Source organism: Streptomyces sp. NPDC020742 (genome assembly GCF_040641675.1).
Taxonomy (GTDB): Bacteria; Actinomycetota; Actinomycetes; order Streptomycetales; family Streptomycetaceae; genus Streptomyces.
Map to the genome: position 1 here is coordinate 227,171 of NZ_JBFAEA010000009.1, position 13,907 is coordinate 241,077.

Here is a 13,907-nt window from a genome sequence, read left to right on the forward strand (position 1 = left end):
CCCCGGCCCACGGCCCCCGACCGTCCGACGGACCGGGGCGGGTACGCCGTCGTGGCGACCGTGGCGGCCGTGGCGGCCGTGACGACCGGGCCTACCCGCCGTCGGCGGAGTCGCGGACCTCCGCCGCCGCCGGATCCAGCACCCGGGCCAGGAACGTCCTGGTCCGCTGGTGCTGCGGTGCGCCCACCACCTGCTCCGGGGTGCCCTGCTCGACGATCACCCCGCCGTCCATGAACACCACCCGGTCCGCGACCTCCCGCGCAAAGCTCATCTCATGGGTGACGACCAGCATCGTCATGCCGTCCCGGGCCAGCCCGCGCATCACCGCCAGCACATCGCCGACCAGTTCGGGGTCGAGGGCGGAGGTCGGCTCGTCGAACAGCATCAGCTCCGGGTCCATCGAGAGCGCCCGGGCGATCGCCACCCGCTGCTGCTGTCCGCCGGACAGCTGCGCCGGATACGCCGCGGCCTTGTCGGCGAGCCCGACCCGCGCCAGGTTGGCGTGGGCGACCCGCTCCGCCTCGGTCCGGTCGCGGCGCAGCACCCGGCGTTGGGCGAGGGCGAGGTTCTCCAGCGCGGTCAGGTGCGGAAAGAGGTTGAAGGCTTGGAAGACCATCCCGATCCGCCGCCGGACCCGGTCGATGTCCACGTCTGGGTCGGTGACCTCGCTGCCGGCCACCGTGATCCGGCCCGCGCTCGGCTCCTCCAGCAGGTTCACACAGCGCAGCAGGGTCGACTTCCCGGACCCGGACGGCCCGATGACACAGACCACCTCACCGCGCGCCACCGCGAAGTCGATCCCGCGCAGCACCTCCAGCTCGCCGAACGACTTGCACAGGCCCCGGACGTCGATCGCCGGCGCCTCCCCGGCCGGGGTGCCCGGTCCGGTCGCCCCGCTTGGCTCGTCCACCGCGTCCACCGCGCTCACCTGGCCTTCGCCGTACGGGCTTCCAACCGCCGAACCAACTGGCCCAGCGGGAGAGTGATCACGAGGTAGAGCAGTCCGGCGACCAGGATCGGGGTGAGGCTCTTGTGCTCATTGAGCGCGTCCCGGCCGAAGTTGGCCAGCTCGAACTGGTTCAGGGCGAGCCCCAGCAGATACACCAGCGAGGAGTCCTTGGTCAGCAGGATCAACTCATTGGTCAGCGGCGGCAGGACGATGCGGAACGCCTGGGGAATCACCACCGAGACCATCGCCCGCCCCTGCGACATCCCCAGCGAACGTGCCGCCTCGGTCTGTCCCTTGGGCACCGCTTGAATTCCGGCCCGAATGGTCTCGGCCATGTAGGCCGCGCCCACCAGACCGAGCGACAGCATCACCGTGACGTTCATATCGAGCGCGACTTCGAACGCCAGCGGCACCCCGAATCCCAGCGCGATGAACACCAGCAAAGCCGGAATGCCGCGGAAGAACTCGATGTAGGTGATGGCGATCCAGCGGTACGGCGGCACCGACGACAGTCGCATCAGTGCCAGCACCAGACCGAGCGCCAGCCCGAAACCGAAACCGAGCAGGGTGTAGAGGACGGTGTTCACCAGCGCCGTGGTGATGATCTCGGGGAACAGCGCCTTGGCGATCTGCACGTCGAAGAACGCCGTCCGCAGCCGGTGCCAGTCGGCGACCAGCGCGAGCACCACCACGGCGGCCACCAGCACGCCGTACTGCACACCGCGGACGAGCCGCGCGCGCCGTCGTCGGGACAGGGGCATCGAGATCCCCCCTCAGCTCTGCGGAGTGGTGCCGAACCACTTCTTGTAGAGGCGGTTGTAGGTCCCGTCGGATTTCGCCTTCTTCAGCACCGCGTTGATCTTCTTGCGCAGTGCGTCATTGCCGGTGCGCACACCGATGCCGTAGTGCTCCCCGGTGTTGAACTCCGCGGTGACGGCGGTGTCGGGATTCTGCTTCACATAGTCGAAGAGCACACCGTTGTCATTGATGCCGGCATCGACCCGGCCGGACTTCACGGCGGTCAGCAGCAGTCCCAGATCCTCGAACTCCACCAGCTGGACGCCCTTGCCGTGGTCCTTGGCGTAGATCCCGCCGGTGGTGGCCTTCTGGTATCCGAGTTTCTTGCCCTTGAGGTCCTCGACCTTCTTGTAGGGCTTTCCCTTCTTCGTCAGCAGTGCCTGGGTGGCGTTGAAGTACGGATCGGAGAAGTCCATCACCTTTTCCCGGGCCGGCGTGATGGTCATGCCGGCCGCGGCCAGGTCGCATTTGCGGATGGTGAAGTCCTCGCCGGTCTCGATGCCTTCGAACGGCGTGTTGACGATCTCCTGCTGGACGCCGAGATCCTTGGCGACCAGATCCACCAGGTCCACATCGAACCCGACGACCTTGCCGTCCTTCTTCACCTGGAACGGGGCGTAGGGAAGGTGCGTGCAGGTCTTGAGGGTCCCGGGGGAGAGCAGCTGCAGCCCACCGGAACCCTGCTTCCCGCTGGACGCGGTGCTGGTGCACCCCGCGAGGACGGTGAGGGTCGCGGCAACGGCTATGACGGGCAACGCGGAGCGAGCGGACACGGGGCCTCCAGGGCAGGTGATCAGCAACCCAACCGTGCATCCTGCGGGTTGGCTGCATCCTGCCACCGGCCACGAGCGTTGACCCCGTCCGCGTCGGTTGCGTCTGTGTAACGCCTTCGGCCCGCACACCGGCCCGAACCGACCGCCGGTCCTGTTGCGTCCCCGCCGGTCAGCGGCCGAGGACGGCCGCCAGCTCGGCAATGGTCCCGGGGCCCACCCGGCAGCAGCCGCCGATCAGCCGGGCGCCGTCCGCGGCCCACCGCACCACCCGCTCCGCACCGAACTCCGGCCGGCCCCGCCAGGCCCGCGCCCCGGCGTCCCAGCTCTCCCCGCTGTTGGGGTAGACCACCACTGGTTTGCCCGTGATCCTCGACGCCAGGGCCACCGCCCGGTCCGCGTCGTCCGGCGCGCAGCAGTTCACCCCCACCGCGATGATCTCGTCCGCCTCCGCGGCGAGCGCGAACGCCTCCGCCAGCGGCTGCCCGGCCCGCGTACGGTCCCCCGCGACGCTGTACGACAGGTACGCCGGCACCCCCAGCCCGCGCACCGCCCGCAGCAGCGCCCGGGCCTCGTCGCTGTCCGGCACCGTCTCCAGCGCCAGCACATCGGGCCGCGCGGCGGCCAGCGCCTCCAGGCGCGGCCGATGGAACCGCTCCAGCTCCGCCACCGACAGGCCGTAGCGGCCGCGGTACTCGGAGCCGTCCGCCAGCATCGCGCCGTAGGGCCCGGCGGACGCAGCCACATACAGCGGCCCGGCGACCCCGTCCTCCGCCGCCGCCCGTCCGGCCGCCGCCCGGGCCAGCTCCACACTCCGCGCCAGCAGTTCCGCGGTCTCCGCCGGGCCGATGCCGTGCCGTGCGAAGCCCTCGAACGTCGCCTGATAGCTGGAGGTGATCGCGACCTGCGCTCCCGCGGCGTAGTACGTCCGATGGGCCCGCACCACCGCCTCCGGCTCCTCGGCCAGCAGCCGGGCCGACCACAGCGCATCGCTCAGGTCGTGCCCGGCCGCCTCCAGCTCGTTGGACAGCCCGCCGTCGAGGACCACCGGCCCCGCGGCGAGGGCGTCGGCGAGCGGCGGGGAGGTGCTGACCATGGTGCGGGGGCCTTTCGGTGCTGCGAACGGAACGGCGGGGACGAGCCCGCTTCCCGAGCGTAGCGCCGGCCGCTGACAGCGCACCGGCCGCTGACAGCGCCCTGGCCGCCCGCCGCACGTCCGAGGCGGCGGCCACCCGGCGCAGCGAGGAGGAGACCAACGCCAGCACCGCGAGGAGGACCCCCACGCTCAGCGCAGCGAGCAGAAGACGAACGAGAACCGGGCCGGCGCCACCTCCAGCCGGTGCTGCGGCAGCACCCCCGGCCCGCACGACTGGCTGCCCATGCCGTGCTGCGCATGGTCCAGGTGCAGCCACAGGTCCTCGCCGGGCCACAGGTCCGTGGTGTGCCGGGCCGCGGTCAACTCCTCGTCGGACCAGCGGCGGACGGTGAGGAAGAAGTCCGGGTCCCCCTCGATCCGCAGGCCAGAGCCGTCCGCGCGGGTCAGCTCCGCCCAGCGCACCCCGGGCCGGGCACCGTTCTCCTGCGGCCGGACGTACGGGGTCTGCAGCGCCTCCACCGGCATCGACCAGCGGCCGAGCCGGGCCGCCGCCCGGGTGTCCGGATAGCCCTCGCCGGGCCCGCCGCCGAACCACTCCACGAACCCGAGGCTGCCGCTCACCGCCATCCGGACCCCGAGCCGGGGCAGCGGCACCGGCCAGTCGCCCTCGGGATCGACGCTCAGGTCCAGCCGCAGCAGATCACGCCGGGCCGTCCAGCGGTGGACCGCGTGCAGCGCCAGCGGGGAGCCGGCCGGCGCGACCCGGGTACGCACCACCAGGCCGCCCGGCCCGGGTGCGACGGACAGGGTGCGGTGCCGCATCCGGTGCAGGCCCAACCGCCGCCACTCGGTGGCCGGCCGCGGCTCCGGCTGCCAGGGCGCGGCCTCGTCGTTGTCGGTCGGCGCCCGCCACACGTCCAGCCGGGGACCGCCGATCTGCACGCCGTCCAGATAGCCCAGCACGCCGGTGGTGGCGTCGAACGTCCCCGGCCCGAGGACGATCACATTGCCCTCGCCCCGGCGCGGAGTGGCGGTGGCCACCGGGACGGCGCGGGCCGGGCGCGGGCCGGCCGGCAGCTGCCCCCAGGCGACCTCGTGCCCCGCGGGCGCCCACGCACAGTCGGCGGCCAGCACGGCGCACACCGTCCACACCGCCTCCCGCCCCTCGTCCGTCCCGTCCGGCACCGACGGCAGCGCCACCTCGGCCGACTCCCCGGGGGCCAACGGAGGCACCGTCAGCCAGCCGTGGCCGCGCCCCTCGCCCTCCACCTCGTACCGCCAGCGGAATTCCAGGTGCTCCAGGCCGGCGAAGTCGTACCGGTTGGTGATCCGGACCGTGCCGCACCCACCGGCGCCGGTCCCGCCCTCGATCCGCACCGGCTCGATGACCTTCTTGAACTCGGTGAGCCCCGGGGAGGGCACCCGGTCGGGGAAGACCAGCCCGTCACAGACGAAGTTCCCGTCGTGCAGCTCCTCGCCGAAGTCGCCGCCGTACGCGTGGAACACCGCCCCGTCCGGTGTCCGCTGCCGCAGCCCATGGTCGATCCACTCCCACACGAACCCGCCCTGGCACCGCTCGTACCGCTCGAACAGCCGCTGGTACTCGCTCAGTCCGCCCGGCCCGTTGCCCATCGCATGCGCGTACTCGCACAGCAGGAAGGGGAGGCGGCGCCGTCTGCGGTCGAGCTCGGGGTCGGACAGCGGTGCCTCGGTGCGCCGTCCGATCCGCTCCACCTCGGTGTGGTCGGCGTACATCCGGGAGTAGACGTCGGTGTCCGCGCAGCTGCGGTCGCCCTCGTAATGCAGCGGGCGGGACGGGTCGCGCTCGCGCATCCAGGCGGCCATCGCGGACAGTCCGCGGCCGGTGCCGCACTCGTTGCCCAGCGACCACAGCACCACGCTGGGGTGGTTCTTGTCCCGCTCGACCATCCGCCGGGCCCGGTCGAGCAGGGCCGGCTCCCAGCGTTCGTCGTCGACGGGGTTGTCCCGCCAGCCCTGTTGGGCGAATCCGTGCGTCTCCAGATCGCACTCGTCGATCACCCACAGCCCCAGCTCGTCGCAGAGGTCGAGGAACGCCGGGTCGGGCGGATAGTGGCTGGTGCGCACCGCGTTGATGTTGTGCCGCTTCATCAGCAGCAGATCGCGGCGCCTGGTCTCGGGGTCGACGGTGCGACCGGTGCGCGGATGGAACTCGTGCCGGTTGACGCCGCGCAGCAGGATCCGGCGGCCGTTGACCTTCAGCAGCCCGTCCTCGACGCACACGGTACGGAAGCCGATCCGCAGCGGGATCGTTTCTCCTACGGTGACCAGCTCTCCTTCGTAGAGGTGCGGCTGCTCGGCGGTCCAGGGGCGCACCGGCACCGTCGCGCTCTCCCCGGTCGCCAGATCGAGCCCCAGCTCCGGTACGGACACCCGCCCGGCCGGGGCGCACTCCACCCGCAGCGTGCCCTGCCCGGTGCGGTGGTCGAACCCCGCATGGACGAAGTGATCAGTGACCGCTCCCTCGGGACGGCGCTGTAGCCATACGTCCCGGAAGACGCCCGGCAGCCACCACTGGTCCTGGTCCTCCAGGTAGCTGCCCGACGACCACTGGTGGACCCGCACCGCCAGCACATTGCGCCGCGGCCGCAGCAGAGGCCCCACCTCGAACTCGTGCGGCAGCCGGCTGCCTTTGAAGTGCCCCAGCTCCCGGCCGTTGAGCCACACCCGGGCGCAGGACTCCACCCCGGCGAAGTGCAGCACGGCGGGCCCCTCGCCCCAGCCGCCGGGCAGGTCGAAGACATGGCGGTGGTCGCCGGTCGGGTTCTCGTCCGGCACCCGCGGTGGGTCGACCGGAAAGGGGTAGGCGGTGTTGGTGTACCAGGGAGCACCGAATCCCTGGAGCGCCCAGGTGCCGGGCACCCGGATCTCCGGCCACGGGCCGTCGTCGTAGTCCGGCCGTGCGAAGCCGTCGTCCTCCGCTTCGGCGCTCACCGACAGTCGGAACCGCCAGGTGCCCTGCAACGAGAGCCGGGCGGCGTCCGATGTCGGGTACCAGGCGCGCGGTGGCAGCACCCCGCTGCCGGGTGAGCGGTCCTCGAAGTACCGGGCGTGGTCGGGGCCCTGGCGGCCGGAGTGGCGGGCGGCGCCCTCCGTCCCGTCGGCGGTCGGTTGCGGCTGGTCGTACGGCATGGGTGTGGGCGCGTGCGGTGACGTACCGGTCACGGGTCCTCCTGCTGCGGGCGACGTGCCTGGCGTGGGGGATCCGGTTCAGCGAACCACGACCGGAGACCCCGCGCAGCCGGATGGCGAGGATTGGACCGGGCCAATCGGGGCGCCCGGAGCGGACCGCCCGGCGCTCGGCGGCCGGCCTCCGGTGGGGGCGGCCTCCGGCGGGGTGGCCTCGGGCGAGGTGGCCTCCGGTGGGACGGAGCTCGGTGGGGGCGGCGCCCGGAAGGGCGGAGCTCGGTGGGGCGGTGTCCGGTGGGGCGGTGTCCGGCCCGCCCCGCCCCCCCGCCGCCCGTCCGGCCTCAGCCGTCGGGCGCCAGCGCCGCCAGCGCGCCCGCCGGGTCGTCCGCCGGTGGCCCGGCCGGTGCCCACCGGCCGTCCTCGTCGCGGTACGGCCACCAGCGGCCGTCCCGCCCGTAGCGCAGCTGGGCCTCGCCGTCGGCCGTCGTCCAGCGGTTCCCGGACGCCCACCGCCACGCCCCGGCCCCGTCGGCCTCGCCGTCCTCCTGGGCGGCGGCGAGCCGGCCGGCCGCCCGGGCCAACTCCGCAGGATCCGGAGTCCATTCCTCCGCCAGTACCGCCAGCCCCGCCGCACCCCCCAGCCGCCAGGCGCGTACGGCCAGTGCCAGGTCCTGCGGGTCCCGCCGGGTACCGGCCGCCAGCCGTGCCGAGAGCGCCTCCCCGGGGCCGGCCGCGGCCAGTCGTACGGCATCCTGATCGGGCGTCAGCTCCGGGGGCGGCGGAGTGTCCGGGTGCCGGGGCGAGAGCGCCTCCGCCAGCAGTCGCCGGGCACGCGCCGCCGCGTCCCCGATCAGGAACTCCAGCGCGGGCACCGACACCCCGGGCGCGGGCGGAGCACCGCCGCCCAGCGCCGGTGCCGTGCCCGGCACCTCGACCGGCGGCGGTGGCGCGGGCAGCGGCGGCAGGACGTCCCGCGCCGCATACGCCTCGGCCGCCGGCACCCCGGCATCGACCCGCTCCGGGTCCGCCTCCCGTCCCGGTGGGGCCGCCGCCCACGCCGCGCTGCGCTCCTGCAGTGCGTCGAGCAGCTCCCGCTCCCCGCGCCCCCGCAACAGCAGCAGCACGAACGGGTCCTGGTCCAGCAGCCGCGCCACCTGATGGCACAGCGCGAGCGAGTGCGCACAGTGGTCCCACGCACCACAGTCGCACTCGGGCTCCACATCCCCGATGCCCGGCAGCAGTTCGACCCCGGCGGTGGACGCGTCCTCGACCAGCACCGGCGGCAGGTCTCCGTCCAGCAGCGCCGCGAGGTGCCCGGCCCGGTCCGCGACCAGGTCCAGCAGGCGGTCCCACGCCGAGGCGTCCAGCTGCTGCCACAGCACATCGGCGCGGTGCCGGGTGCCGTCGCGGTCCTGGACGACCGCGGTGATCCGCCCCGGACGCACCGACACCGCGCCCACCGCACCGGCCCGCGCATGCCGCCGTCCCCGCTTCACCTGCTCCCTGTCCAGCGCCGTGTCCGCCAGGGCCTTGAGCCAGGCATGCCCCCACCAGCTCCGTACGAGGGCGCCGCCGCGGGCCGGGGGCAGCGCGGCGAAGGTCCGCTCGCTCCCGCCGGCGGTGTCATCGTGGTGTCCGGTCATCGCTCGCTCCCTCCCAGTGCGACCAGGTCCGCCAGCTCGGAGTCGGTGAGCCCGGTCAGCCCGGCCTCGCCCGATCCCAGCACCGCATCCGCCAACTGCTGCTTGCGGCAGAGCAGTTCGGCGATCCGGTCCTCCACCGTGCCCTCCGTGACGATCCGGTGGACCTGCACCGGCCGGGTCTGCCCGATGCGGTGGGCCCGGTCGGTGGCCTGGGCCTCGACGGCCGGGTTCCACCAGCGGTCGAAGTGCACGACGTGCGTGGCCCGGGTGAGGTTCAGCCCGGTCCCCGCCGCCTTCAGCGACAGCAGGAACACCGGCGCCGCGCCCTCCTGGAAGCGGTGCACCATCTCCTCGCGCCGGGCCACCGGCGTGCCGCCGTGCAGCAGCTGGGTGGGTACCCCGCGCGCCCCCAGATGCGCCTCCAGCAACCGCGCCATCTGTACGTACTGCGTGAAGACCAGCACGCTCGCCCCCTCGGCGAGCAGGGTCTCCAGCAGCTCGTCGAGCAGTTCCACTTTGCCCGAGCGGCCCGGGATGTGCGGATCGGCCTCCTTGAGGAACTGGGCGGGGTGGTTGCAGATCTGCTTGAGCGAGGTGAGCAGCTTGACTACCAGGCCACGGCGGGCGAACCCGTCCGTCCCGGCGATCTCCGAAAGTCCCTCGCGCACCACCGCCTCGTACAGCCCGGCCTGTTCGCGGGTCAGCGACACCGCCCGGTCGGTCTCGGTCTTGGGCGGCAGCTCCGGCGCGATGCCCGGATCGGACTTGCGGCGGCGCAGCAGGAACGGCCGTACCAGCCGGGACAGTCGGTCGGCCGCCGCCCCGGCCTCCGGGGAGGCCCCCGTACCGCCCTCGACCACCTGGGCGTAGTGGCTGCGGAACCGCCCCAGCGGCCCCAGCAGCCCGGGCGTGGTCCAGTCCAGGATCGCCCAGAGCTCGGAGAGGTTGTTCTCCACCGGGGTGCCGGTGAGCGCCACCCGGGCCCGCGCGGGCAGGGTCCGCAGCGCCCTGGCGGTCGCCGAGGAGGGGTTCTTGACGTGCTGTGCCTCGTCCGCGACGACCAGGCCCCAGTCCACCTCCGCCAGCTTGCCGGCGTCCAGCCGCATCGTCCCGTACGTGGTGAGCACGAACCCGCCGTCCGCCGGCCGGGCCAGGCTGCGCCGCCCGGCGTGGAAGCGGTGCACCGGCGTGCCCGGCGCGAACTTCTCGATCTCCCGCTGCCAGTTGCCCAGCAGGGAGGCGGGGCAGACCACGAGGGTGGGACCGGCCGCTCCGGGAATGGCCTGCCGGTGCAGATGGAGCGCGATCAGCGTGATCGTCTTGCCCAGTCCCATGTCATCGGCGAGACAGGCCCCCAGGCCCAGGGAGGTCATCCGGTGCAGCCAGGCCAGTCCGCGCAGTTGGTAGTCGCGGAGCGTCGCGGCGAGCGCCGCGGGCGGCCCGACGGGCGCGGCGTCCCCGCCCTCGGGGTCGGCGAGGCGCTCGCGCAGCCGGGCGAGCCACCCGGAGGCGGTGACCTCCACCCGCTCACCGCGCCCGACCTCCGCGCTCCCGGTGAGCGCGGCACCCAGCGCGGCGAGCGGTGTGATCATGCGGTCCCGGCGCTCCCGGGCCACCCGCAGCGCCTCCGGGTCGATCAGCACCCACTGGTCGCGCAGCCGGACCAGCGGGCGCCCCGCCTCGGCCAGCCGGTCCAGCTCCGCCCGGTCGACCTCCTGGTCGCCCACCGCGAACCGCCAGCTGAACGACAGCATCGCCTCGGCCGACAACAGGGACGGCAGTCCCGACTCCGCCCCGTCCGGGCCGCCGCCGTCCGCGCCGTCGGGCGGCCCGACCACGGCCCGGCCGGTCAGCGTGCGCGCCAGCGCCTTCGGCCAGTGGATCCGCACCCCCGCGGCGGCCAGCGCACGGCCGGCCGGCCCGAGCAGTTCGGCGACCTCCTCGTCGGCGAGTTCCAGCGCATCGGGCACCGCCGCGGACAACAAGGGGGCAAGCGGTGGCCAGGCACCGGCCGCCCGCCGCAGGGCGAGCAGGGTGTCCCTCCGCGCCCGCGGCCCGAACGCCTGCCCCGCGGGCGACGACCCGGCCCAGAGCTCGGCGGCGTCGGCCACCAGCGCCGGGTCGGTGAGGCTGTGCACCTGGAGGACCGCGGTGAAGGACAGCGCCCCCTCGACCTCGGTCACCGGCGCCCCGTCGTGCCCGACCGGCCCGTGCGCCCCGTGCACCGTCACCCGCAGCGAGATCCCTACGCCCGCGTCGTGTCCCGCGGCGATGTCCGCGGCCCAGGCGCGCTGTTCGGGGATGTGCTGCGGGTTCGGTGCCGCGAACGCCGGTGCGCCGGTGACCAGCGCCGCGGCGGGGGAGCGCGGCAGCCCGTCCGCCACCGCGTCGAGGAAGGCCCGGGTGTGCCGTTCGGGGTCGGGCAGCCGCAGCGGGCCGGGCCCCGGCAGTGCGACGGCGTGGGCGTACGGCGGCATGGTGGCGGCGAGCCGGCGACACCGCTCGATGTCGGCCGGGTCCAGCGGCCCCACCCGATAGGCGTCGTGCCCGTCGGGGCTCACCCCGGGCAGCAGCCGGCCGCGCGCGGCCAGCTGGAGGGCGAGGACGGTGGCGGCTCCCCAGAAGGCCGCGGCCGGATGCGTGCCCCGGGTGGCCCGCGCGCGGGTCAGTAGTGGCACCGCGTCGGCGACCGACAGCACCAGAGCCGGTACCTCGTACCCGCTGACGCCGCCCTCCTCGTCCGGCAGGACCACCTCGATCCCGGTCACCGTCGAGGGGCCGCCGGGGAGGTCCGCCAGGCTGTCACCACTGGGGCGCCAGAAGGCGATCCGCCCGCTACGCGGTGGATCCGACGGAAGGAAGACCGCCGCGCAGCGGGCGAGCGCGGCGCCTTGCGTGGGGGTGACCGAGGAGGGGTGAGGGGGTGGAGCCGCGGGGGCGAGCGTCACGGGCCAAGACTCCTCAAGTTTGATTACTGAGTCCGGAGCGCCCGAGAGTACCCGACGACGGAACGCCGCAGGGAACCTGCGACGGGAAAACGGCGTTCAATGGAGTACACAGCGGCGGAGTGCGCCGCGGAAGGGGTGTGAAGGATGTCCACTCAGGCGAAGGTCGCGATCGGCGGCGTCGCGGTGGGAGTGATCCTGCTGTGGCTGCTGCCCTTCTGGGCGGCCCTACTGGTCATGGTCGGGATCCCGGCCGTCGCATATCTGACCCTCGACCCCTCCCAGCGGCGCCGGCTGCGCCGGGTCGGCCGCAAGGAGCTCGGCCGCTGAACCGACGGGCCCGCCGCGCGCGGACCCTGTTGCGACCGGGCCCCGCTGGGACCGGGTTCCGTTACGACCGGGCCCCTGTAACCCGGCCCCGCTGTAACCCGGACCCCGCCGTGGCGCGGGGTCCGGTGCCGTCGCCGGGCCCCGGTTCAGCCGTCAGACCGGCCGGGCCGCCAGCTCGTCGAGCGACGCTAGCAGACCGGGCAGTTCCGGCCCGCGCCCCACCGGATGCACCTCGCCGGGCTCCTCGTCCAGCAGCACGAACGCGATGTCGTCGGTGCGCGCGACCATGCTCCAGCCGGGCCCGTCGACCCGCAGCGTGCGCGCCTCACCGGCCGCGAACGATGACCGCACCCGGCCCGGCGGCGGCGGTTCGGCCAGGTAGCCGCGGGCCTCCGCCAGCACCCGCCGCACCCCCTGGTGCGCCGCGTCCCCCGGCTCCGCGAAGCTGACGTCCCCGTCCTCCACCTGTTCGCGCCACGCCGCCCACTGCAGGGCGATCTCGTCCGCCCCCAGCCGCCGTTGGGCGGGTCCCCACGTGGTGGCGTCCGGCGGGGCCAGCGGCATCGGATCGCCCTCCTGCGGGGCGGGGTCGTGCGGCTGCGGCACCCCCGGCGCGGCGACCGCCAGCGCCAGTGGCCACCCGGGGAGCGCCCCGACGATGCTGTCCTCGCCGGGCGAGAGGTCGTACTCCATCCCGCAGTCCCAGGCGGCGATCGCGCAGGCCACCAGCGACACGTCCTCCGTGGCCACGGTCCAGCGCGCCCCCGACCCGTCCTGGCCGAGGACCAGCCCGTAGCCCTCCGCGTACGGTTCCAGGCCGAGGCCCGCGCACACCTCCGGGTAGTCGTCGCCGAGCACGCTCGGGAACTGCGCGGGTGTCAGCAGCACCGCCGTCAGCACGAACAACTGGTCGTTGTCGGCGCTCTCGGTCGTGGGCACGCAGGCCTCCCCATCCATCCGTCGCGGTGTACGTCGGCGCACCTTAATTGGCCAGGCAGGGCCTTGTCATCAGCCGTACGCTGCACCTCCGGGTTTCCACCGCCGCCGGACCCGGGGGTATGCCCGCCCGGGACGGCCGACCGGAGGTCGCCGCCGGCCACCTGGGCCCGAGGCACCGCCCGCTGCGTCGCGTCGGGCGGGCGCCCGGCCTGCCCCGCCGAGCAGCAGGCCCCGCCGTGGTGCGGTCCCACCGTCCGGATCCGGCCTTGCTCGGCCGTGCGCTGGCCGACTTGGCGCCCGTCGCCGTCTCTCAAGTGCTGCCCCCGCGCGTAAAATTGCGGCTCCAACGAGCGAAGGGACAGGTGTCAGGTGCGGCGCTACGACTGGTTGAAGGAGATCCGGCGGCTCGACCCCGAGCGCGACTTCTTGACGATCTACCGCATCATCGCCACCCACGAATTCCCCTGGGACATCACCCGGGCCCTGGAGCTCGCGCTCTACCGCACCTATGCCGTGCCCAGCATCGGCCGTCTGCTCGCCGGGACGGCCGAGCTGACCGACCGTACGCAGAAGCGCTACGACGACACCGCCCTCCTCCTGGACGCCGTACTGGAGCACGGCTTCGACGGTGAGGACGGCCGCACGGCGATCCGCCGCATCAACCAGATGCACCGCAGCTACGACATCAGCAACGACGACATGCGCTATGTCCTGTGCACCTTCGTGGTGACGCCCAAGCGCTGGCTCGACGAGTACGGCTGGCGGCGGCTGACCGCACCCGAGCGGGCGGCGGTCGCCGCGTACTACCGCACCCTCGGGCGCCATCTGGGCATCAGCGAACTCCCGCAGACCTACGAGGAGTTCGAGCAGTGCCTGGACTCCTACGAGGCCGCGCACTTCGCCTGGGACGAGGGCGCCCGGCGGGTGTCGGACGCCACCTTGGACCTGATGGCCGGCTGGTACGGCCCCCTCGCCCCGGTGGTGCGCGGCGCGAGCAAGGCCCTCCTGGACGACACGCTGCTCGACGCCTTCCGCTACGACCGGCCGAAGCCGGCGGTCCGCATGGCCGTACGCGGTGCGCTCAAGCTGCGCGCCAGGGCCGTACGGCTCCTGCCGCCCCGCCGCACCCCGCACTACGCCCGGCAGAACCCCGAGATCAAGGGCTACCCGGACGGCTTCCGGGTGGCGGAGCTGGGCACTTTCCCCACCGCCCGCCGCACCGGCAGTTGCCCGGTCCTCCACCCAGAGGGCCCGGCGGCGTCCTGACGG

The 13,907-nt window shown here is 73.9% G+C and carries 10 protein-coding genes; 2 read left to right on the forward strand and 8 right to left on the reverse strand.

Features of this window, described 5'->3' with window-relative positions; genetic code table 11:
• Positions 1-91 precede the first annotated feature (91 nt).
• From AB0G84_RS18570 to AB0G84_RS18600, 7 genes are all read right to left on the reverse strand, one after another.
• The gene (locus tag AB0G84_RS18570; RefSeq protein WP_361321501.1) at positions 92-910 is read right to left on the reverse strand and encodes an amino acid ABC transporter ATP-binding protein; all 819 of its coding nucleotides are present in this window, start codon (positions 908-910) and stop codon (positions 92-94) included.
• 14 nt (positions 911-924) lie between these two features.
• On the reverse strand, positions 925-1,710 hold the full coding sequence (locus AB0G84_RS18575) for an amino acid ABC transporter permease (RefSeq protein WP_361321412.1): 786 nt from the start codon (positions 1,708-1,710) through the stop codon (positions 925-927).
• A gap of 12 nt (positions 1,711-1,722) precedes the next feature.
• On the reverse strand, positions 1,723-2,520 hold the full coding sequence (locus tag AB0G84_RS18580) for a basic amino acid ABC transporter substrate-binding protein (protein ID WP_361321414.1): 798 nt from the start codon (positions 2,518-2,520) through the stop codon (positions 1,723-1,725).
• Positions 2,521-2,689: 169 nt separating this feature from the next.
• On the reverse strand, positions 2,690-3,613 hold the full coding sequence (mmuM, locus tag AB0G84_RS18585; protein WP_361321416.1) for a homocysteine S-methyltransferase: 924 nt from the start codon (positions 3,611-3,613) through the stop codon (positions 2,690-2,692).
• 189 nt (positions 3,614-3,802) lie between these two features.
• Entirely contained in the window at positions 3,803-6,817 is a 3,015-nt protein-coding gene (locus AB0G84_RS18590; RefSeq protein WP_361321418.1) for a glycoside hydrolase family 2 TIM barrel-domain containing protein, read from the reverse strand.
• 305 nt (positions 6,818-7,122) lie between these two features.
• The gene (locus tag AB0G84_RS18595) at positions 7,123-8,424 is read right to left on the reverse strand and encodes an SWF or SNF family helicase (protein WP_361321420.1); all 1,302 of its coding nucleotides are present in this window, start codon (positions 8,422-8,424) and stop codon (positions 7,123-7,125) included.
• Complete coding sequence (locus AB0G84_RS18600) at positions 8,421-11,372, reverse strand: DEAD/DEAH box helicase (RefSeq protein ID WP_361321422.1); 2,952 nt, start codon at positions 11,370-11,372, stop codon at positions 8,421-8,423. Before AB0G84_RS18600 ends, AB0G84_RS18595 begins: the two co-directional genes overlap by 4 nt.
• A 144-nt stretch (positions 11,373-11,516) precedes the next feature.
• On the opposite strand from AB0G84_RS18600, the gene AB0G84_RS18605 reads away from it, so the two are divergent.
• Positions 11,517-11,699, forward strand: coding sequence for a hypothetical protein (locus AB0G84_RS18605; protein ID WP_361321424.1), 183 nt, complete (start codon positions 11,517-11,519; stop codon positions 11,697-11,699).
• A gap of 153 nt (positions 11,700-11,852) precedes the next feature.
• Here the strand turns inward: AB0G84_RS18605 and AB0G84_RS18610 are convergent, their stop codons facing one another.
• Entirely contained in the window at positions 11,853-12,638 is a 786-nt protein-coding gene (locus AB0G84_RS18610) for a hypothetical protein (protein ID WP_361321426.1), read from the reverse strand.
• Positions 12,639-13,007: 369 nt separating this feature from the next.
• Between AB0G84_RS18610 and AB0G84_RS18615 the strand changes: the two genes are divergently transcribed.
• A complete protein-coding gene (locus AB0G84_RS18615; protein ID WP_361321428.1) occupies positions 13,008-13,904 on the forward strand; it encodes an oxygenase MpaB family protein in 897 nt (298 codons plus the stop codon).
• Positions 13,905-13,907: the final 3 nt, after the last annotated feature.

What these genes read in the sequence shown, in the direction of transcription:
- AB0G84_RS18575 (WP_361321412.1), bottom strand. Translation starts at nt 1,710, where the DNA reads ATGCCCCTGTCCCGACGACGGCGCGCGCGGCTCGTCCGCGGTGTGCAG.
- mmuM (WP_361321416.1), bottom strand. Translation starts at nt 3,613, where the DNA reads ATGGTCAGCACCTCCCCGCCGCTCGCCGACGCCCTCGCCGCGGGGCCG.
- AB0G84_RS18595 (WP_361321420.1), bottom strand. Translation starts at nt 8,424, where the DNA reads ATGACCGGACACCACGATGACACCGCCGGCGGGAGCGAGCGGACCTTC.
- AB0G84_RS18605 (WP_361321424.1), top strand. Translation starts at nt 11,517, where the DNA reads ATGTCCACTCAGGCGAAGGTCGCGATCGGCGGCGTCGCGGTGGGAGTG.